Here is a 22,611-nt window from a genome sequence, read left to right on the forward strand (position 1 = left end):
AATGCGGAAATTGAATGAAAGCTAATTTTTAACTAATTCTATTAATTTCTCTGTTTTTATAATTTCATATAGATTTTCTATTATAGGATATAATTCAATATCTTCATCTAACAATGGAATTATATCAGATAGATAATTGTATATTTTAGCTGTAACACTACTTTTCTTCAAATTTTTATCCATATATTCATTCCCTTGAAAAACCGCCAACAGTTCTATTGCCATTATATAAGTAAGATTTTCCACAAGTTTTGCATTTTTCTTTGATGAATTAAATCCCATTGCCACATAATCCTCTTGATTTGCACAAGTTGGTATATTATCTATAACAGAAGGTGTGGCTAACATTTTCATTTCATTAAGTAAACCCGCCTGTGTATATTGAGTAATCATAAGTCCGGAATTTGAACCTGAATCTCTAACTAAAAAAGCAGGTTTCCCCGATAATTTTTCATCTAGAAGCCTAAAGGTTCTTCTATCGCTCATTTTTGCAAGCATACATAGCGCTATCCCACAACAATCCATTTCCAAGCCCACATAGGAAGAATCTGGATTACATCCGGAAATAACCTCAACCCCTCCATCTTCTTGATAAATTATGGGATTATCCGTACAACTGTTCATTTCATTTAAAATAGTAGTTTTTGCCTCCATAATCTTTTTCTTAACCGGCCCAATTAATTGAGGAATACATCTTAAAGAAAGAGCATCTTGAAGGTTTTCATAGTAGTACTTTTCACATATTTCCGAATCTTCTAAATAACCAACTATTTTTTCAGCCACCTCTTGTTGTTCAGGTTGTTTTCGTACACTCATTAACCTCTTATCAAAAGCTCTCGTTGTAGCACCATTTACTTCAATCTCCATTGCAGAAATCAGCTCAAAATTTTTTAACAAGTTTTCCATATCATAAATGCCAATAATTGCAAAAGCTGTAACACTGGTAGTTCCTGAAATTAAAAATAAAGCCTCCTTATAAGATAAGTCCAGTAAGTCAATATTATGTCTATTTAATATCTCTTTTGAAGGTTCCCAAATATTATTCTCTAGTATTTTTCCCTTTCCAGATAAACTTAAGGCAATATGTGCCTCTAAAGAAAGATATCCCACTGAACCACTTCCCGGAACATAAATATATAAGTCTTCATTTAATGCTCTTCTATAACAATTTAAAGTTTCTAAACTAACTCCACTATATCCCTTTATTCCATTTAAAATCACCATTAACATAATTGCTCTAACTTCTTCTTTTTTAATAGGTGTACCAACTGATACTGCATGACTCTTTAAAATTTTCTCCTGATAAATTTTCGTCTCTTCTCTTGAAATATTCTTAGTACTATTAGAACCCAATCCTGTAGTTACTCCGTACATTGGAATATTTAAATCAACAGCTCTTTCAATACAATCTCTTGAAGCTGAAACTCTCTTTTTTGCCCCTTCGGAAAATTCCAATTTTTCATTAAATCTTATTATTTTCATTGCTTCTTCAATAGTTAAAGTTTTATCTAATATTATGGTCATAATATCCTCCTATAAATTATTTTAATATTATTTTAAAAAAATGGGAAATATGTGTTGTCACATATTTCCCATTTAAATTATCTTTATTATTAATTATACTCTGCATTTATTATTCTACTACATCATCTATGAAGAACATCTTTACTGCTGAAATTACTTGTAGTAAGAATACAAATATTACAAAGAATCCTCCGGCTGCAGACAGCGCCTTCATTCCTTCCACTCCCTGTTCAGTCCCGCCAAATGCTGCAAGTACAATAGCTATAATACCAATTGTAACTCCCCACATAGCTTTTAAAAGTCCTGGAGCTTCTGATCCTATAGGAACGTCTTTTATACAAAGTGAAGCAACGTTATTAGATGTAGCATCTGCCGCTGTTACAAAGGAGGCAACTACTACAAGCATATTTATAGGAATGACAATTGTACCTAATCCAAATGGAAGATTCTGTAGGAATTGCCAAAGTGCAGTTACAGCATTGTGATTTATAACCGTACTTACCAGATCCACTTGTCCTGTCATCTGCATAAATAGTGCACTGTTACCCCAAATTCCAAACCATACTATCCCAAAAATTGCAGGTAAGATTAAGTTTACTACTAAGAATTCCCTTATAGTTCTTCCATAGGAAATTTGACCTAGGAAAATTCCTGTAACCGGTGCATAGGCAATCCAACAAGCCCAGTCAAAAAGTGTCCATGAGTTAACTAACGGCTTACCTCCTATGGTGTTCGGGTCAAGCCCCCAGTGCCAGAAATTATGCAACCATTCCGCCATTCCAGCTGTAGTGTTTTTAAGTATAAACAACGTAGGCCCTATTATAAATAGAAAAGCTAAAAGTCCATAATAAAACCATGCGTTTAAAGAACCGATCTTTTGTAAACCCTTTTCCAATCCAACATATGTAGAAAAAGTGTATAGGAATATTATAATTGCACCAACTATTATAAATGACATTAGACCGTTGTTTATTCCATAAGTATAGTTTAAGCCTGTGGTTATAATTATAATACAAGCACTTAAACCAGAACTCAGCCCTAAAACATTACCAAGTAATGATAGCGTATCAACTCCATGAGATATTCCACCTCTGGTAATTCTATCTCCAAATAGAGGTTGTAGCGTTGAAGTAACTGCCAGTCTTTGTTTTTTATTAAAATATACATAGGCAGTAATAACTCCTGTTAGCGCATAGATGGCATAAGGCAGGAATGACCAGTTCATAAAACTTCTTCCCATGGCAAATCGTGCTGCTTCATCAGTAAAAGCTTGAATACCAAGTGCGTCTAACTCACCATAAATATTACCATAGTATATTAAAGGTTCATTAACACCCCAAGTAACTATTCCGGAAGCTACTCCCCCCGTTAAAGCCATTGCAAACCAAGTTCCGAAAGGAAGTTTAGCTTTGGCATCTTTTCCTCCAAGTCTTACCGATCCTTTTTTTGAAACCAGTAATGCAATTGTAAAAATTAAACTTGCCAGTACTACTATTTGGTACAACCAGCCAAATGTATCAAGGGACCAGTTGAAAAACTGATTTGATACGTCTGCCAAGCCTTGACTGTCTATAATTCCATATATTGCTGTAAGTAAAGTAATTGCATAAGCAGGTATAAATACGTGCCAGCGCATATTTTTCTTATCTAATCTCTTATTGTTATCCATTTAATACCTCCACTATAAATTTAAAAGCTCTTTTGATTTTATTAAGTCATACATTTTTTTAATATCCTTGCTTATATTTCTGTCTTTATCATAAAAAGGAACTACTTCTCTAACAGCTTGATGAGCTTTTTTAGTATAGCTACCAAGATTCATATTTCCTCTTAAATCAATTGCTTGAGCAGCATGCATTGCTTCAATTCCTATGATGTAACTTATGTTATCCAACATTTGGAATATTTTATATGCTGCCAAAGGTAAATTACTTGCATGGTCTTCAATAGTTCCAGCCAATGAGTAAAAATCCATTGAAGACGGATTGGCAAGTCCCCTATTTTGAGTATCCAGCATTGTAAAGGTTTTTTGAATTGTTCCATAAGCTATTGTTTCAACTTCCTTTGGAGTTAAAAATCTATTAAGCTTAGTAAATTCAGGATCCGCCAGTTTTATCATTCTGTAACATGATGATTTGGAAAGGTGACTTAAAGCTGTCGCCAGCATTTCAACTCCTATGGCAAGTGATGTAATTTCAAAATTAGCACTTACAAAAGATGATTTCTCCTCAATAATTATACATGGATTGTCATCAGTGGCATTCATTGAGGTGTTAAGTTGTTCTTTTACATAGTCCATAGCATCATATAAAGAGCCATTTACTGCATGAGCACATCTGAAGCTCAAAGGATCTTGAAGCGCTCTTTCAGGATCGGGATTATGTAAAAAGCTATTTTCTAAATACTCTCTGCACTTTTTAGCTACATATTTTTGCCCTTTAATTCCTCTTACTTCATTTACATCTTCTCTAAGTTGTTCTACTACACCGTTTAATCCCTCTAAACTCATACAAAATATTATATTGGACATCTCCACTATATCTTCTATTTCTTTTAAAAGTATAGCGGTCATTGCCTCTCCCTGCGCATTACAGGACACAATACTCAAACCGTCTTTTGGACCTAAAGTAGCAGGTTTCATTCCCACTAAGTCCATTGCCTCTTTAGAGTTCATAATCTCACCCTTGTAAGTTACGTCCTCTTCTCCAATAAAGGCCAAACCGATATGAGAAAGTGTGGTTATATCTCCCTCTCCTATAGAGGATCTCATCGGCACTCTAGGATGAATTCCATAGTTTAAAAAATCTCTATAGTGATTTAATAAGTCGCAAGATATTCCCGTATGCCCGGTTAATGCCTTATTTAATCTTATTAATAAAATCGCCCTTACTTGTTCTTCAGGATGGTATGGCTCAACGCCTAGAGAGTGACTGTTTAAAAGATTTCTATTGTAGGTTTCAAAAAAATCCTGATCAAATTCCTTATCCTTATTCCAACCTACTCCTCTATTTAAACCATATACCGGCTTTCCTTCGGCCGCCATATCAAAGAGAACCTGTCTGGAGGCTTTAACTTTCTCCTCCGCCTCCTTGGTTATGGAAACCTTTCTATTGTTGTACGCAACATCATAGACTTCATTTAAAGTAAGAGGTCTACCACATAATTGTAATGATTCCATATTATTTTCCTCCTTTCTTTAACTCTTCCAAACTCGCTATAATTCTCTCAGGATTTGCAGGATAGTCAGTAATATTAGTACCTAGGGCATGATTAATAGCATTTAAAACCGCCGGAGCTGGAGCTACTGCAGAAATTTCCCCTATACTCTTTACTCCATAAGGAGTTAACTCGTCGTCGCTTTCTATTAAAATAGTCTTTACATCAGGCATATCATGTACATTAATTGAATGGTATTTTGAAAGAGTAGGATTTTTTATATAACCTTTATCATCAATTACTATCTCTTCACAAAGTGCCATTCCAAGTACAAATTGGCAACCTCCATGTACTTGACCTTCCACAAGCATAGGATTTACTGCTCTACCTATGTCATTTACTGATAAAAAGTCGGTAACTTCTACAAAACCGGTCTTCTTATCCACTTTTACCTCAGCGAAACAAGCTGCAAGGGATGCGGGATTTCCTGTAGATTCATGGCTTACATATACTGATAGTTGTTCTTGGAAATTTTTTTCTCTCATAACTGCAATTTCACCGTAAGTAAATTCCTCGTCAGAATTTTTTACTTTTATTTTCCCATTATCTGTGTATAAATCTCCAACTTCGTATCCCTTAACTTTAGATAAGGTTTCCAATAGTTTTTCAACTACTTTTTCTCCCGCCTCTTTAAGCGCCCCTCCGCAAACAGAAGTTACACGACTCGCCTGTGTTCCCGCTGAATCATAAGGTGTTATAAATGTATCAGCTTCAGTTACTCTTATCTTACTTACATCTAAGTCTAAAGCCTCAGCAGCCATTTGAGTAAGAGTAGTTAAAGTTCCACAGCCCTGTTCATGAACGGCTATTTTTGCAAGAACTGAACTATCTTCAAATACTATCATCTCCACATTTGTAAAATCCGGAAATGTACCCCAGTATCCGGTACTGTGAGTAACTGATGCAACGCCCACTCCATAAGCATATCTGTCCGTATTCTTTTCTCTTATATGATTATACTTTTCCTTCCAATTAAATGCTTCCATTCCCTGTATAATACACTCTTTAATAGCTGCTTTTCCCAAATTCGGTCCACCTGTAGGATCTTCATCATAGGGATCTATTAAGTTTTTTAGTCTAAATTCACAAGGGTCCATGCCTATTGCCTTTGCCACATTAGTTATATTTATTTCAGTTATTGCATGCGCCTGTGGTCCTCCATAAGCTCTTGTCGCACCTCCGGGTATTGCATTGGAATAATAAGCTCTTCCGCTAAACTCCTGATTTTTAAACTTATACAGTCTAAACAATTTCTTTGCCAGTGCATTTGTAACACTTGAGTTATTAGTATCATAGGCTCCGCCGTCAACTTCCACTTCTACTTTTCTACCAAGTATAGTTCCGTCTTTTTTAACAGCTGTTTCTATTCTCTGTCTAGTAGGATTTCTTGTAACAGTTCCCATAATGCTCTGTTCCCTGTCCATATAAACCAATACAGGTCGTTTTAATTCCCAAGCAGCAAAACCTGCAATTGTTTCCAAAATAGGTTGTTGCTTTCCTCCAAAGGAGCCTCCCATATTTGACTTTATAGCTCTCACTTTTGAATATGGAATTTCTAAAACTCTAGATAGGTGCATTTGAATAGCAAAAGCCATTTGACTTGGACTGGAAACTATTAAATTTCCCATTTCATCTACTTCACCTAAAGCAATGTGAGGTTCTATAGCAAGGTGGTGATTTCTAGGAGTACTTCCTTCATCAATTACTATGTAATCAGCTTCGGACTTTGCCTTCTCATAATCTCCCGTACCAAATTCTCTTTTAAAGCCTAAGTTGGTACTTCCCTTTACTATAACCTTATCTTCCTTTGCCATATCAAGGCCTACTACCACCGGCAATTCATGGTAGATTACTTTTACTTTTTTTACCGCTTCTTCCACTGCATCTTTACTACTTCCTAAAACCAGTGCAATTCTATCTCCCACATATCTAGCTCTATCATTTAGAATGTACTCATCTCTCTTACCTTCAATTCCGGTAAACCACTCCATAGTATTGTAAGTATTCTTAGGTACATCGGCATGAGTGAAAATTCTTTCAATACCTTCAACTTTTAATGCCTCTTCAAAATCAAATTCTACATCAGCATGAGGCTTTTCACTTAAAACTAACTTTCCGTAAAGCATATTATGTCTTTTTACATCAGCCAAGTACTTGGTTTTTCCCGTTACCCTTTCCAAACTGTCTTCTCGAATAATGCTTTTTCCCACATATTTATAGTTACTCATTCTATCAAATCTCCCAAAACTTCTTCCATTAATCCCTCTATTGCCACTCTTTTATAGTATTTAGATACTCTATTAGGAATAGCCTTTTCAATTTGATTAAAGGAAGCGTCAACAAGTAAATCAAAGTTAATTTCCTTTAAACTATTATTTAAAAACACTTTTTCAATTAAATCAGCTCTTACAGGTTTAACTCCCACTGCCCCAAGGAAAATTTTAATACCCTTAACCTTTCCTCTTTCGTCAATTTCAGTTTTTAAAGCACAACTTACTTTTGAAATAGTGACAGCCTTTCTCGAGCCTACTTTTCTAAAAGTACTTACCGCATCTTCTTTTTTTATAATTATTTCCTTAACAGCTTCATCTTTAGTTAAAATAGTCTTTTCTCTTCCTGTTATAAAATCTTCAATATTAACAAGTCTTTCTTTTCCGTCACCCTTTATTATTTTTACCTTTGCATCATAGGCATAAAGAGCTAGCAAAGTATCTGCTGATTGAGAAGCGTTGGAAATATTACCACCAATTGTAGCCTTATTTCTTATCTGTGTTGATCCCAACTCATAAGCCGCTCTATAAAGGGCAGGAAGTTTTGTTTTTATCAATTCACTATTACACAGTTCAGTCATTGTAATTAGAGAACCTATATAGATATTTTCCTCATCCTCAACTATATTTTTCCATAAATTGATTTTCGTAATATCGATAACACTAAAATCAACAATTTTTTTATTTTTAAGTTTTATTATTAAATCAGTTCCGCCTGCAATTATGTATGTATTGTCATCTGCCACTTTTAAAACATCAATTAATTCTTCTTCACTTTTAGGAGCGTAAAACATTAAACAACCTCCTTACAAGCTGCATCAATAGCCTCTACTATTTTAATAAATCCCGTACACCTACAAAGATTTCCTTCTATGGCTCTTTTTATATCTTCTAAACTTGGATTATCGTTTTTCATCATTAAAGCCTTAGCACTCATAATAAATCCGGGAGTACAAAATCCACATTGAACTGCGCCATGTTCTATAAACTTTTTCTGGAGTATGTCCAATTCTCCATTTTTTTCCAATCCTTCAATAGTTATAATTTCACTTCCATCTACCTGGCCTGTCAGTACGGTACATGAAGTAACTGCAACTCCATCTAAAATCACTGTACAAGCTCCACATTCACCTTCAGAACAACCTTCCTTCGTACCTGTTAAATCGAGGTCCTCTCTTAAAAAGTCTATTAATCTTCTACAAGGATCAATGTCTTTTTTTATTTTTTCACCATTTACTGTAACGTTTACTATCATTGCAATCACCTTAAATCTTTCTTCACTTTAATAAATGTCCATATTATTAATATTTGTTTATAAAACTTAACTTATGTTTATTATACTAACAATTGTTAAATTTTATAGTATTTTTTAACACTATAGCATATTAATATACAAACATAGAAAAGTATATGTTTCTTAATATATGTTTAGTCACACATTTAATTGTTTATATTTTATTAAAAATTACTATTGTAATATTTAATTTACTCACTGTATTTAAAGTGATTTGACAAATTTAAACTATAACTTTATGATATAATAGTTATAAAATTAACATATTTAATTAATAAACTAAAGTGGAGATGAGTGTATGTATAAAATTTTAAAAAAGGAAATTCTTGCTCCTAATATCTATCTATTTGATGTTGAGGCTCCAAGAATAGCTGCTTCTGCTAAGCCCGGACAGTTTGTAATTGTAATAGCAGACAAGTATGCCGAAAGAATTCCTTTAACTATTTGTGGATTTGATTTAAGAAAAGGCTCTGTTCAAATAGTTGTACAGGCATCAGGAAAATCAACTGAAAAGATATGCGCCTTTGAGGAAGGTGAATCCTTTAAAGACTTCGTAGGACCTCTTGGCAGACCATCTGAATTTATTTCTCACGACATTACACAACTTAGAAATTCAAAATTTTTATTTGTAGCCGGCGGTGTGGGAACTGCTCCAGTAACTCCTCAAGTTAGATGGTTGTACGATAGGGGTATTGATGTAGACGTTATTATAGGAGCTAAATCCAAAGACTATGTAATTTTAGAAGATAAAATTAGAAAGTATGCTAAAAATGTCTACATAGCTACTGATGATGGAAGCTATGGATTTAAAGGACTTGTTACTGATAAAATAGTTGACTTACTTACAAATGAAAAAAAACATTATGACCAATGCGTAGCAATTGGACCAATGATAATGATGAAATTTGTATGTCAAACTACTAAGAAATATAATCTGCCAACGACTGTGTCCCTTAACCCTATAATGGTTGATGGAACCGGAATGTGTGGTGCTTGTAGAGTTAATGTTGGAAATCAAGTTAAATTTGCCTGCGTTGATGGACCTGAATTTGACGGGCACTTAGTGGATTTTGACTCTGCAATTCAAAGACAAAAACAGTTTAGAGAAAATGCAAACAATAAAAGAGCTGTTATGGCCAGTCATAAGGAAGGACATATATGTAACTTAGATGAAGCTATAATTAAACAGCATAAAGACATTGAACTGGAGGAAAAATTGATAAGAGATGAATTGTTAGAAGATCTAACTTTCACTGAAAAACAAAATCGATTTATCCGTACACCAATGTCTGTTCAAGACCCGATTACCAGAAGTCAAAACTTTGAGGAGGTAAGCCTTGGATATACTGAGGAAGAAGCTATTAGAGAAGCTAAACGTTGTCTAAACTGTAAAATTCCTCACTGTATAGAAGGATGTCCGGTATCAATAGACATTCCAGGCTTTATTAAAGAAATTGCCAATGGTAACTTTGAGCAAGCTGCTAAAGTACTTGCCCTTTATACTGCTCTACCTGCAGTATGTGGTAGAGTATGTCCTCAAGAAACTCAGTGTGAAGAAAAATGTATACTGGGTAAAAAAGGCGATGCTATTGCCATAGGAAAATTAGAGAGATTTGTAGCGGATTATGCAAGAAGACACAATATTAAAACCTCTGAAGTTCCTGAACAAAACGGACATACAGTTGCCGTTGTAGGTGCAGGCCCGGCAGGACTTACCTGTGCCGGAGAACTTGCAAAAATGGGCTACAAAGTTAAAATATTTGAAGCTCTACAACAAGCAGGCGGTGTTTTAGTATATGGTATTCCGGAGTTTAGGTTACCTGACAGCGTAGTAAATGCTGAAGTGAAAAATTTATTAAACCTTGGTGTGGAAATTGAAACTGACGTTGTCGTTGGAAAGACCATTAATATTGATACACTTTTAAACTCAGGTTATGAAGCTGTATTTATAGGTTCAGGTGCAGGTTTGCCAACCTTTATGAATATTCCTGGTGAACATTTAAACGGAGTTATATCCGCCAATGAGTTCCTAACCAGAAACAATCTAATGAGGTCCTTTGAGCAACAATATGACACCCCTATTAATTTAGGTTCAAAAGTTGCTATAATAGGCGGAGGAAACGTTGCAATGGATGCTGCAAGAGTTGCCAAAAGATTAGGTGCTGACGTTTCAATCCTATATAGAAGAACTGAAAAAGAACTTCCTGCAAGACTTGAGGAAGTACACCATGCTAAAGAAGAAGGTATTAAATTTGAGATGCTCACTGCTCCAATAGAAATTAAGGGAGAAGACGGCTGGGTTAAATCTTTAGTTTGTGTTAGAAACGAACTCGGTGAACCTGATGAATCAGGTAGAAGACGTCCGGTTAAAATAGAAGGTTCAGAATTTGAAGAACCTTTTGAAACAGTGATTATGGCACTTGGAACAAATCCAAACCCATTAATTTCTCAAACTACCAGCAATTTAGAGACCAACAGTGACGGTTGTATACTAACAAATGAATTAGGACAGACTTCCAGAAAGGAAATTTTTGCCGGTGGAGATGCTGTTACAGGTTCTGCTACAGTTATACTTGCAATGGGAGCAGGAAAAACTGCTGCAGAAGAAATAGATAGATATATTAGAAAAAAATATAATTAAAATAGCTGGTTAATAAACTGAACCCCCAAATCCTTGCCCGGATTTGGGGGTTTTTTTTATTATCACTTTAAAGTAAGTTCAGTTCCCTTTTCCAATTCTTTAACTTTAATTTTATTTTCAATGCTAAGCTCATCAATAATTTCTTTAAGTTTAGTTTCCTCTTTGAATAATTCCACTAACTCAATAAAAAATACTCTCTCATAATTTTTTATAAAATTATAGACCTCATTTTTATTTAGGTTGATTTCTCTTCTTACTAAGTTTGGTTTTTGCTCCTCTAAAAAGCTTATTAACTCTTCTAAAGATTTGTATCCAGTTAATAATTTCTCTCTGCCCTTATCATCTGTATACATGAAGTTTGGATAATTTGTAAATCTCCTATCAAATGAACTTATTCTATCCTCTAAAAATTCCTCACTTGCCCCGTCTCTTAAGTTTTCTAAAAATATTTCTCCATCAATACCCACATCCTCTGCAATACTTAATTGAATAGAGTCATCCATTGTGTTTAATCCATCTAAGATAGTTGATTCTCTTAATTTTCTTAAGTATTTATTTGCCAAAGTTTCGTCGCTCATTCTAGCCGCTACAAAGGAAATGTTAAGTGGATATGTACTTACATTTTCTCTTGAAAGCAACTTAGGAGGTTTATCCATAATCGGCATTTTGTGAATACTATAGCCCGCTTTCCACAATTGAAATAATATTCCGTTTGCAATTTCATCAGAGTCCTTGTCCTTCATATTCATTGGAAGTATATCATGGTAGTCTGCAATTAGTCCTCCCATAATATTGTACTGCTCCACTTGTTCCCCATAAATATAGTCGATAGCTCTTAGTACCTTTTCCTCTCCATAAGACCAAGGACATACAACATCCGAAAATATATAAAGTTTCATTTCCATCCTCTTTCTTTTAGTTATCTACAACTATTTTAATATATGGAGTTTTAAAAATAAAGCTCAAGGTGAAATTATATAAAACCCTATTATAATAAGATAAAACAGCCATTTTATTAAAAAACTCGTTTTTCAATATATTGTGTTTTTTATTCAAACACTCTTGTTAAGTAACACAATATGTAGTATACTGTTTTAAGAAAATAAATTATAAGGAGTGAGTTAAGTGCTTGAAGTAATTAAAAGAAATGGTGATAAAGTACCCTTTAATGGCGAAAAAATTGAAATAGCCATTGAAAAAGCCATGAATTCAAGCAGTGGTATATTTGTTGAAGGTCTAGCTAAACAAATAGCAAATGAAATTAAAAACGATGCTGAAAACTTAAATACTACTATGTCTATATATGATATTGAAGAGAAAGTATACTATAAATTAATTGAAAATAACAATCCATCTACAGCTAGAGCTTATGAAAATTATAAAGCTGTACAAGCTTTTAAAAGAGAACAAAATACCACGGATGAGGAAATTTTAGGTTTATTAAATCAAACAAACCTTGATGTAATGGATGAAAACTCAAATAAAAATGCAGTTATAGCCTCCACTCAAAGAGATTTAATTGCAGGAGAGGTTTCCAAAGATATTGCCAAAAGAAAAATGATTCCTACGGACTTAGTTGAAGCACATGATTATGGAGCAATACATATTCACGATCTTGACTACATTATTCAACCTATATTTAACTGTTGTCTAGTCAATATTAAAGATATGCTTGAAAAAGGAACTGTAGTAAACGGAAAGATGATAGAGACACCTAAATCCTTCCAAGTTGCATGTAATGTAATGACTCAGATAATCGCACAAATTGCATCAAACCAATACGGCGGCCAATCTATTAACGTATCTTTTCTAGGCAAATACTTGCGTAAATCCTATGAAAAAAATTTAAACCTGGCTATTGAAACTCTTGGAGATGTAGAGCTGGCAGAAAAAATGGCTCAAAGAATGACTAAAAAAGATTTGGAAAGCGGAATTCAAACTATTCAATATCAAATAAATACTTTAATGACTTCAAACGGTCAAGCTCCGTTTGTAACTCTATTTATGTACATTGAAGACGATGATCCTTATGTAGATGAAGTGGCTCAGATTATTGAAGAAATATTAAAACAAAGAATACAGGGTATTAAAAATGAATCCGGCGTATATGTAACACCTGCCTTCCCTAAATTAATATATGTACTGGATGAAAACAATATTAAAAAAGATTCAAAATACTATTACCTAACCAGCCTTGCAATTAGATGTACAGCTAAGAGAATGTATCCTGATTATATAAGTGCTAAAAAGATGAGAGCCAACTATGAAGGAAATGTATTTAGCCCTATGGGTTGTAGAGCTTTCCTACCACCATGGAAGAATGAAAAGGGACAGTATAAATTTGAAGGTAGATTTAATATCGGAGCATGTTCAATTAACTTACCTCAAATCGGTATACTTGCAAATGGAGATGAAAATAAATTCTTTGACATCTTAGAAAAGAGATTGGACCTTGTTAGAAGAGTCGGATTAATTAGATATGAACATTTAAAGAAGGTTACCAGCGACTCATCACCTATTCACTGGCAGCACGGCGCCATTTCAAGACTTGGTAAACACGAATCCATAGCTCCTCTTTTAAAAGATGGTTATGCAACTGTTTCTTTGGGATATATCGGACTATATGAAGCTACTATTTTAACTAAAGGAGTTTCACATACGGATCCAAAGGGATATGAATTTGCAATGAAAATAATGGATCATTTAAATGCTGCTACTAAGCGTTGGACTGAAAAAGGTAGTATAAGATTTACTCTTTATGCTACACCTGCTGAAAGTTTAACTCATAGATTCTGTAAAATTGACAGAGATAGATTTGGAATTATTGAAAATGTAACAGATAAGGGATATTATACTAACTCATTCCACGTAGATGTACGTGAAAATATTTCAGCTTTTGAAAAATTTGCCTTTGAATCTAAGTTCCAGGACAGGTCAACTGGCGGATGTATCTCCTATGTTGAAATACCAAATATGGGCAACAATCTAGAGGCGCTTGAGACTATAGTTAAATTTATTTATGATAATATTCAATATGCTGAATTTAACACTAAAAGTGATTACTGTGGAGAATGTGGTTTTGACGGCGAAATCAAATTAAATGAAAATGGTGAATGGGAATGTCCTCAATGCGGCAATACCGATAAAGCTACACTTACAGTTGTAAGGCGTACTTGCGGATATCTTGGCGAAAACTTCTGGAATGAAGGAAGAACTCAAGAAATAAACGACAGGGTGCTTCATATATAATGCGATACGGTCAAATTAGAAGGTATGATGTTGCAAATGGCCCTGGCATTAGAACCAGTTTCTTTGTTACCGGATGCACCCACCATTGCCCCGATTGTTTTAATGAAGAATATCAAGATTTTAATGCAGGCAAAATTTGGACAGATACTGAAACTGAAGAAGTTATTAAATATTTAAGCGAAGATGTTGTGGAAGGACTTACCATTTTAGGTGGTGAGCCTTTCCAAAACACCTTGGAGCTTATTGATATTTTAAAACAAATAAAATCTAAAACTAATAAAAGTATTTGGGTTTATTCCGGTTATACCTACGAACAAATTTTAAAAGACAAATCCAGAAGCGAGCTTTTAAACCTTTGCGACGTACTAGTAGATGGTTTATTTGTAAATTCTTTAAAGGACTTGACTTTAAAGTTCAGAGGCTCTTCCAACCAAAGAATTATAGATGTTAAAACTAGCAAATTGAATAAAATAGTGTTATGGAACGAATAATAAAAGTTTGGTGAAACCCACCAAACTTTTTTATTTAATCTACACTTACCTTGTTTCTTTTTGAAGTTATGCTGTCTATATTCACCTTGTATACGTCCGTATTTCTAAGAGATGCTTCTACAGCTTTTTCAAAGAACTCCATCATATCCGGATTATATTTTTCGCAAAGTACCTTTAATGCTCTAATTTTTTCATCGTTCTCTGTAACCTTATAAATACTTCCCTCTACAATGGAAGAAGCGTATTCAGTTGTAAATATTTTTCTTACAACAGTCTGTCCTTTAATTTCACCTTTTTTTAAATGTTCTCTAATTTCTTCCACTGTAAATAATTCAGGAACCTCTGCATGTGATACGAATACCGCTCTTACTTTTTTTCCGTCTTCTATTAAATCATTTTTCTTTCCCTCTTTTGCACAGTGAAAATAAAGTACATCTTCAAATCTTACAATTGACAAAGGTATGGAATAAACTTCATCTTCATCTTTTAAACTTAAAACTCCATACTGTGAATTATCAATTACTTTTTTCCCAAAGCTCTCATCCATTTCCCTTTCTTTTCTTCTCATAAAACCTCCTACTAATTATTTAAAAAGACTTTGTAAGCCTTATAGGTCATATAAGCATCAGCTTTAGAGGCAAGTTCCACAGGCGCATGCATTGAAAGCATAGCTGTACCCATATCTACAACTTCAGCTCCATACTCTGCCAAAATATAAGCAATGGTCCCTCCACCGCCTTGATCTACTTTTCCAAGTTCTCCAGTCTGCCAAATTACTCCGTTTTTATTAAATAAATTTCTAATTTCAGCTAAAAATTCCGTATTTGCATCATTGGAGCCACTTTTGCCCCTTGCTCCAGTATATTTAGCCATAGATATTCCATAACCTACATAAGCCGAATTCTTATCATCTAGTACTTCTTTATAATTGGGATCCATTGCAACTGTAACGTCAGCTGACAGAACTTTTGAATTTGCCAAAGCTCTTCTAAGTTTTATATCGGAGTAATCCTCTTGGGTATTTAAAATTTCCGCTATAAAGTTTTCAAAAAATTTAGCAGACATTGAAGTATTTCCCACAGAACCTATCTCCTCTTTATCTACAAAAAGTCCCACAGCAGATATCTTAGGATTTTCAATAGAAAGCATTGCTTCTAAATTTGCATAGGAACAAATTCTATCATCATGTCCATGAGCTGCAATCATAGCTCTGTCAAACCCTACATCTCTTGCCTTTGTAGCCGGAACTACTTCAAGTTCAGCTATTAAGAAGTCCTCTTCTTTCATATCATAATTATCATTTAAATATTTTAATACAGCTTTTTTAATTGGATTTTTTTCATCGTCAATTCCATAGCTGCTATGTCCCACTACTACATTTAATGATTCACCTGTAACTCCATTTGCCAAACTTTTTTTATTTTGGTCTGCACTTAAATGAGGAAGTAAGTCATTAATATAAAACACAGGATCTTTCTCATCTTCACCAATTTTTATATTAATAGTTTCATTTTTTTCATTAATTACCACACCGTGAATTGCAAGAGGAATAGTCGGCCATTGATATTTTTTTATACCGCCATAGTAATGAGTTTTCAAAAGAGCAAGTTCTGAGTCCTCATAAAGGGGTTTCTGTTTTACATCAAGTCTTGGGACGTCTATATGAGAACCTACAATCCTCATCCCTTCTTCCAAGTCATCTCCCATTATAAATAAAATAACAGACTTATTTTTATTGTTAAGATAAATCTTATCGCCTTTTTTTACTTCTTTCTTTATTGCATCTTCAAAGGAAATAAAGCCTTTTTTTCTAGCTCTATCTATTATAAAAGCACAAGATTCCCTCTCAGTCTTACCCTCATCTAAAAATTCTTTATATCCCTCACAATAGTTAAATATCTTATTATGTTCATCTTCATCAATTAATTGCCAGATGGATTTCTGATTTAATTCCAACTCTTTATAATCCATATAAACTCTCCTTTATTTTATAGTACCTCTAAAGTAAATAATAACTTAACAACTATTATATTACATTTAATAAAATAGTTTAATTCTTTTTACAAGCTTTAAAGCACTTTAAACTACATAAATCAATTTTAAAACTTTTTAGTGGTATTCTTTACATTTGACAATGAAATTTTTAAGCTATATATTATTATACTAAATAGATTAAGATTTTTTAGTTTAAAAATCATTATCTTAGCTTTGAAATTTTTACATAATTTTTGGAAAGGAAGATTTAACTTGAATGACGAACGCAACTTTTTAGGTACAGAACCCCTTGGAAAGCTTTTGAGAAAACTTGCCATACCTGCTATTACAGCTCAACTAATAAATATGCTTTATAATTTAGTTGATAGGATTTACATAGGCCATATTCCAAATGAAGGAGCTTTAGCCCTTACCGGTTTAGGAGTATGTATGCCGATTATACTTATAATATCAGCCTTTGCCGCTCTAGTGGGAAATGGAGGCGCTCCAAGAGCTTCTATTTTTATGGGAAAGGGCGATATTGATACTGCGGAAAATATATTGGGAAATTGCTTCTCCCTTCAAATTGTTCTATCAGTAGTATTAACCGCCATTCTATTAATTTGGAATGAAACTTTTTTACTTGCCTTTGGAGCTAGTGAAAACACTATAAAGTACGCTACAGACTATATGAACATATATGCCATAGGAACGATTTTTGTCCAGCTTACACTTGGTATGAACGCATTTATAACCGCTCAAGGCTTTGCAAAAATAGGCATGATATCGGTAATAATAGGTGCTGTAAGTAATATTATACTTGATCCTATTTTTATATTTGCGCTGGATATGGGAGTTAAGGGAGCAGCCCTTGCCACAGTAATATCTCAAGCACTGTCCTGCTTCTTTGTACTCTTCTTTCTTTTTGGTAAGCAGACAATTTTAAAATTAAAACTTAAAAATTCGAATATAAAACTAAGTATTATACTTCCTTGTCTTGCCCTCGGTTTGGCAACTTTTATAATGCAGGCAAGCGAAAGTATTATCTCCATAGCTTTTAACTCTTCATTGTTAAAATATGGCGGAGATATTGCAGTAGGTGCAATGACCATACTTTCAAGTGTAATGCAATTTGCAATGCTACCTTTAGCGGGTATAGGCCAAGGAGCTCAACCTATAATAAGCTATAATTTTGGTGCTAAAAACAAAGAAAGAGTTATAGGAGCATTTAAACTGCTCTTAAAGTACAGTCTGATTTATTCTGTAACACTGTGGCTTATTATTATGATAGCTCCAAAACTTTTCGCAAGTATGTTTACTCAAGACCTAGCCCTTATACTCTTTACTAAGGATGCCTTGAGAATTTATTGTGCAGCGCTATTTATGTTCGGTATACAAATTTCCTGTCAGATGGCCTTTACATCTATTGGAAATGCCAAGGCTTCTATAATAGTGGCAGTTACAAGAAAATTTATACTGCTCTTACCACTTATATTTATAATGCCTAGAATTATAACTTCAAATCAAACTACGGCAGTATATTTGGCAGAACCCATAGCGGACTTTATTGCAGTTACCTTTACAATGATTTTATTTAAAAAACAATTTAAAGAATCTTTACTTTTACTGGAATAAATCCCAAATATATTAAAAAGGCTGTTACACTTTAATCAACAGCCTTTTTAAGATTATACTTAAATATATTTGCTTCCCTCAGTAATTGAAAGCTTACTTAACTTGTCTTTATACTTTTCAATAAATTCCCTTACCCACTGAGAATCCGTCTTGCTATACTCTCTTAAAGCCCAGCCGATACCCTTATTTATAAAAAATTCATCACTTCCCAAGTTGTTTAAAATTATCTCCTCTAGTAATTCAATATCTGTCTTGTCCTTATGTTTTAACTGATGGATTATTGCAGTTCTCCTAAGCCAAATATTATCAGCCACACTCCAACTTAAGATTTTCTCCCTTAAATCTTCATATTTTTGAGAAATACCTCCCACTGCCTTACTTAAGCGGTCCACACTATCCCACCAGGATTTATCCACTATCAGCTCTTCTATTTTATAAATACCATCTAGCTCATAGTATTTTTCCATATCTATAAGATGGTCCATTGCTATATATTGAAATTCTCTATACTTGTTTTTCCAACAAAGCTCTATAAAATTCCAATCTATTTCCCTGTTATTCTTTAATTCTTTTAAGAAATCTCCGCTTAATAATCTTCTTTCCTTTGCTTGAATTCCCAAAAAGTCAAATTGATTTAACATATAACTTTCCATTGACTCTCTTTTGTCTTCATTTCCATTTTCAATAATATAATTAAAAAAATCAATATACTTATCTTTCATTTTTTCTCCAATAGTCCTGTTCAATGTCAAATATTCCCATTGCCTTATTACATTTTTTACAAAAATATACATTATCTATTTTAGTTGTTGAACCAAGATAGTTGTTTTTTCCTATGGGAACTCCATTTCTTCTTCTCTTTAACTCCAAAAAGTTCTTCTTAAACTCTCTTTCTTCATACCAATACACATGCAATGATTCTGCAAATATTCCACCATTCTCCATTTCATTTTTACAAATTGGGCATTTCATTTTATCAACCCCTATATATTATTTCACCTCTACAAATTGTGAAATATATCCTTCTATATAACTTTTCACCTTACTTTTCTTAGAAGCTTTAGAAATTATCATCGTTTTATATCTCAGAAATTTATTATTTTAAAAATCAGCTACATCAAATATTCCCATTACTTTCTTACAATTTTTACAATAATATGCAGTTTCTATTTTTGTAGTATTTGTTAGAAAATTATTTTTACCAATAGGTTCCCCATTTACTCTTGCTTTTAAAAACAAAGACCTTTCTTTTAGCTCATCTTCATTGTACCAATATACATAAATACTATTTACAAATATACCGCCCTTTTCCATTTCATTTTTACAAATTGGGCATTTCATTTTATCAACCTCTATATACTATTTCACCTCTACAAATTGTGAAATATATTTTCCCGGGTAAGTTTTCTCCTTTAAATGGTGTGTTTTTTGATTTAGATTCAAAACTTTCCACTTTATATTCTTCTTCCGGATTAAATATAACCAAATCAGCAGGTCCTCCCTCAGAAATATATCCGGCATTTAAATTATATAGTTCAGCAGGATTTATAGTCATTTTTCTTAAAAGTTCCATTAAAGTCAAATAACCTTTATTAACCAACTCTCTAATTCCCAATCCCAATGAAGTCTCTAAACCAATAATACCACTTGGCGCCTTAGTTAGCTCAACATTTTTTTCCTCTTCACTATGTGGCGCATGGTCAGTTGCTATTATTTCTATAGTATTATCTTTTAATCCTTCAATAATCATCTCCCTATCTTTTTCAGTTCTTAAAGGAGGATTCATTTTCGCCAGCGCCCCATATTTTAAAACAGCTGTATCAGTAAGCGTAAAGTGGTGGGGTGTTACTTCGGCATATACTTTTGCCCCTTTTTTCTTTGCCCATCTTACTAGCTCCACACTATTTCCTGAGGAAATATGTTGAATATCCACTTTTGCTCCTGTAAACAACGCCAAATTTACATCTCTTGCTACAAACACATCTTCTGCAATATGGGGACTTCCATATATTTCAAGTTTTTCTGAAACTTCGCCGTGATTAATACCATTATTTATAATTAAATTTGGATCCTCTTCATGAAAACTTAAAGGTACATCTAATCTCACCGCTTCTTCCATAGCTTTTAAAATTACCTTTGAATTCCTATCAGGTATTCCATCATCGGAAAATCCCACTGCTCCAGCTATTAACATCTCTTCCATATCTACCAAGGTCTCGCCGTTAAAGTTTTCAGTTAAGGCGCTAACAGTATAAACATTTATCTTCGAATTCTCTGCTTTATTTAAAAATTCCTTTAAAACATTTACATTATCAATTTTAGGGCTAGTATTCGCCATGCAGATTACGCTGGTAAAACCCCCTGCAGCTGCGGAATTACTACCTGTTTCAATATCCTCCTTATGAGTAAAGCCGGGTTCTCTAAAATGAACATGTATATCTACAAGTCCCGGTGCCACAACCATTCCCCCAACATCTATTCCCTCTCCTGAAATTTTTCCGATCTTTTCTATCTTACCGTCCTTAATCTTTATATCATAGATACCTTCTAATCCGGACTTTGGATCTATAATGTAGCCGTTTTTAATTATCATAATACTTCCTCCTAATCTTTATATCATTATAATAAAAAAGAGAAGATAATGTAATCTTCTCTCAATATTTTTCTATTGTAGCTTTTTCTATTATTACCGGATTTGTAGGCTTATCTCTAAAATCTACAGCTACCGAAGCTATTTCATCTACTACTTCCATACCTTCAAATACCTGTCCGAAAACACTATGCTTTCCATCAAGCCAATATGTTCCGCCCAAATTTTCATAAGCATCTACAACATCATCAGGATATCCTTTTTCTTCACCAGCTGATCTCATCTGTTTGACAATATCATTTTCTACAGGCCCCATTTGAACTATAAAAAACTGAGATCCATTAGTATTAGGACCGGCATTTGCCATTGAAAGAGCTCCTCTTATATTCCTATAATTCACATGAAATTCATCTTCAAAAGGCTTACCCCAAATGCTTTCACCTCCGGATCCGGTTCCTGTAGGGTCCCCTCCTTGAATCATAAAATTATCAATTACCCTATGAAAGGAAATACCGTTATAGTAACCCTTTTCAATTAAACCCTTAAAATTTTCCACTGCCTTTGGAGCAGCTTCTTCAAAAAGTCTAATCTTAATATCTCCATAATTCGTCTTTAAAATTGCAATTTCTTCTCCTTCTTTAGGATCCATTAATTGTTCTAACATAATTCCTCCTATTATTAAAATATCAATTATATAAAAAATAATTTTTTACTCCAAAAGACATATACATCAACATAAAAAAAGTGGTATGAAATAAAACAAATAATAAAAAATCCTTTATATTTCCCCTTTTACTAAAATAATCCGCTAACTTTTTAAAGAAAGATGTTATATGTAAAATGTCCCAAGAGTTAAATCTAATTGCTCTGCCAAAATATATTCCCACTGAAACTAAAACATTTATAATTAAAGCGCTGAAAATTAACTTTAATTCTGAAACACTTGATGGATCTAAGTATATTAGGTAGACACCTTGAACTAAAACTATATTTACAAGTGTATTTACTATACCTGATAATGAAAAAGATAAAATTGAAACTATATCATACCAAATCGGAACTTCATTTTCATCCATTTCTCTATGAGTTAAATTCAGTTCAGTAATAAGGTATCCAGAATTTGGCAACAACAATAGCCATAAAACCAAACCTATAATAAATAAAACAAGCCCAACATAGTCAATTATCATAATACCTGAAATAGTTGAAATATATCTTAGAGATATAAACAAAATAATACTCACTACCAGTGTAAAAAAAGGTAGGAGAGAAAGTTTAAAATTCCATACCATTGGTTTAAATAGTTTCACTTTAAACAACTTAGGCCGTAAAACTATGGTAATAAAAGCAAAAATATTCAATAATAATGCCGCTAAAATAATTGGTGCCGTTCTCATAAATATCTCCAATTAAATAATAATTCTTACCGATATATTCTAACTATTTTCTAGTATAGAATTGTTTTCTTAAGCTTAAAGCTAAAACACTCTAATTCAAAACATTTATTATTTTTAAAAAATATATTAACATATTCAAAGCTTACCCACATAAGTAATTATATAATATAGTTCATTTATATAAGCTTAAATCTTTTATATTATATCATAAGAATATAAGAACTTATGTAATTATATATTTCGAGTACTAATTTTCTATTAAATAATCTCCTTGAATCCTACATAATATATTTTTTATTAAAATAATTTTAAGTATTGCATTTTAAATTG

19 protein-coding genes are annotated in these 22,611 nt (G+C 33.1%); 4 read left to right on the top strand and 15 right to left on the bottom strand.

Going from position 1 to position 22,611, the window contains the following annotated elements; translation table 11 throughout:
• Window positions 1-21 precede the first annotated feature (21 nt).
• From EF514_RS03485 to EF514_RS03510, 6 genes are all read right to left on the bottom strand, one after another.
• A complete protein-coding gene (locus EF514_RS03485) occupies window positions 22-1,524 on the bottom strand; it encodes an HAL/PAL/TAL family ammonia-lyase (protein WP_127723877.1) in 1,503 nt (500 codons plus the stop codon).
• Window positions 1,525-1,633: 109 nt separating this feature from the next.
• A complete protein-coding gene (locus EF514_RS03490; RefSeq protein WP_127723880.1) occupies window positions 1,634-3,193 on the bottom strand; it encodes a BCCT family transporter in 1,560 nt (519 codons plus the stop codon).
• 12 nt (window positions 3,194-3,205) lie between these two features.
• On the bottom strand, window positions 3,206-4,702 hold the full coding sequence (locus EF514_RS03495; RefSeq protein WP_127723882.1) for an HAL/PAL/TAL family ammonia-lyase: 1,497 nt from the start codon (window positions 4,700-4,702) through the stop codon (window positions 3,206-3,208).
• Window position 4,703: 1 nt separating this feature from the next.
• Window positions 4,704-6,968, bottom strand: coding sequence for a xanthine dehydrogenase family protein molybdopterin-binding subunit (locus tag EF514_RS03500; RefSeq protein ID WP_127723884.1), 2,265 nt, complete (start codon window positions 6,966-6,968; stop codon window positions 4,704-4,706).
• Complete coding sequence (locus EF514_RS03505; protein ID WP_127723886.1) at window positions 6,965-7,804, bottom strand: FAD binding domain-containing protein; 840 nt, start codon at window positions 7,802-7,804, stop codon at window positions 6,965-6,967. The genes EF514_RS03500 and EF514_RS03505 overlap by 4 nt, the downstream gene beginning before the upstream one ends.
• Entirely contained in the window at window positions 7,804-8,265 is a 462-nt protein-coding gene (locus EF514_RS03510; protein WP_127723888.1) for a (2Fe-2S)-binding protein, read from the bottom strand. The genes EF514_RS03505 and EF514_RS03510 overlap by 1 nt, the downstream gene beginning before the upstream one ends.
• Before the next feature lie 337 nt (window positions 8,266-8,602).
• On the opposite strand from EF514_RS03510, the gene EF514_RS03515 reads away from it, so the two are divergent.
• The gene (locus tag EF514_RS03515; RefSeq protein WP_127723890.1) at window positions 8,603-10,945 is read left to right on the top strand and encodes a bifunctional dihydroorotate dehydrogenase B NAD binding subunit/NADPH-dependent glutamate synthase; all 2,343 of its coding nucleotides are present in this window, start codon (window positions 8,603-8,605) and stop codon (window positions 10,943-10,945) included.
• A gap of 62 nt (window positions 10,946-11,007) precedes the next feature.
• Here EF514_RS03515 and EF514_RS03520 read toward each other — a convergent pair whose 3' ends face one another.
• A complete protein-coding gene (locus tag EF514_RS03520; RefSeq protein WP_164845532.1) occupies window positions 11,008-11,844 on the bottom strand; it encodes a DsbA family protein in 837 nt (278 codons plus the stop codon).
• Between the two features lie 226 nt (window positions 11,845-12,070).
• Between EF514_RS03520 and nrdD the strand changes: the two genes are divergently transcribed.
• Both nrdD and nrdG read left to right on the top strand, forming a co-directional pair.
• Entirely contained in the window at window positions 12,071-14,194 is a 2,124-nt protein-coding gene (gene nrdD, locus EF514_RS03525) for an anaerobic ribonucleoside-triphosphate reductase (protein WP_127723894.1), read from the top strand.
• Entirely contained in the window at window positions 14,194-14,685 is a 492-nt protein-coding gene (gene nrdG / locus EF514_RS03530; RefSeq protein ID WP_127723896.1) for an anaerobic ribonucleoside-triphosphate reductase activating protein, read from the top strand. The genes nrdD and nrdG overlap by 1 nt, the downstream gene beginning before the upstream one ends.
• Before the next feature lie 34 nt (window positions 14,686-14,719).
• Here the strand turns inward: nrdG and EF514_RS03535 are convergent, their stop codons facing one another.
• Both EF514_RS03535 and EF514_RS03540 read right to left on the bottom strand, forming a co-directional pair.
• A complete protein-coding gene (locus EF514_RS03535) occupies window positions 14,720-15,253 on the bottom strand; it encodes a pyridoxamine 5'-phosphate oxidase family protein (RefSeq protein ID WP_127723898.1) in 534 nt (177 codons plus the stop codon).
• Window positions 15,254-15,264: 11 nt separating this feature from the next.
• Window positions 15,265-16,656, bottom strand: a complete 1,392-nt coding sequence (locus tag EF514_RS03540) for an aminopeptidase (protein ID WP_127723900.1) — start codon at window positions 16,654-16,656, stop codon at window positions 15,265-15,267.
• A gap of 276 nt (window positions 16,657-16,932) precedes the next feature.
• Between EF514_RS03540 and EF514_RS03545 the strand changes: the two genes are divergently transcribed.
• Window positions 16,933-18,294, top strand: a complete 1,362-nt coding sequence (locus EF514_RS03545; protein WP_127723902.1) for an MATE family efflux transporter — start codon at window positions 16,933-16,935, stop codon at window positions 18,292-18,294.
• Between the two features lie 59 nt (window positions 18,295-18,353).
• On the opposite strand, the gene EF514_RS03550 is transcribed toward EF514_RS03545, so the two are convergent.
• The 6 genes from EF514_RS03550 to EF514_RS03575 form a co-directional block, all read right to left on the bottom strand.
• Complete coding sequence (locus tag EF514_RS03550) at window positions 18,354-19,016, bottom strand: DNA alkylation repair protein (protein ID WP_127723904.1); 663 nt, start codon at window positions 19,014-19,016, stop codon at window positions 18,354-18,356.
• Complete coding sequence (locus tag EF514_RS03555) at window positions 19,006-19,266, bottom strand: PF20097 family protein (RefSeq protein WP_127723906.1); 261 nt, start codon at window positions 19,264-19,266, stop codon at window positions 19,006-19,008. Before EF514_RS03555 ends, EF514_RS03550 begins: the two co-directional genes overlap by 11 nt.
• Before the next feature lie 129 nt (window positions 19,267-19,395).
• Entirely contained in the window at window positions 19,396-19,635 is a 240-nt protein-coding gene (locus EF514_RS03560) for a PF20097 family protein (protein WP_127723908.1), read from the bottom strand.
• Window positions 19,636-19,639: 4 nt separating this feature from the next.
• Window positions 19,640-20,887, bottom strand: coding sequence for a dihydroorotase (locus EF514_RS03565; RefSeq protein WP_127723910.1), 1,248 nt, complete (start codon window positions 20,885-20,887; stop codon window positions 19,640-19,642).
• 61 nt (window positions 20,888-20,948) lie between these two features.
• Entirely contained in the window at window positions 20,949-21,548 is a 600-nt protein-coding gene (locus tag EF514_RS03570; RefSeq protein ID WP_127723912.1) for a peptidylprolyl isomerase, read from the bottom strand.
• Window positions 21,549-21,570: 22 nt separating this feature from the next.
• Window positions 21,571-22,281 carry a DUF1361 domain-containing protein gene (locus EF514_RS03575; RefSeq protein WP_127723914.1) on the bottom strand — a complete coding sequence of 237 codons (711 nt, stop codon included), beginning with the start codon at window positions 22,279-22,281 and terminating at the stop codon, window positions 21,571-21,573.
• Between the last annotated feature and the right edge of the window lie 330 nt (window positions 22,282-22,611).

The sequence above is a fragment of the Anaerosphaera multitolerans genome (assembly GCF_004006535.1).
GTDB lineage: Bacteria > Bacillota > Clostridia > Tissierellales > Peptoniphilaceae > Anaerosphaera > Anaerosphaera multitolerans.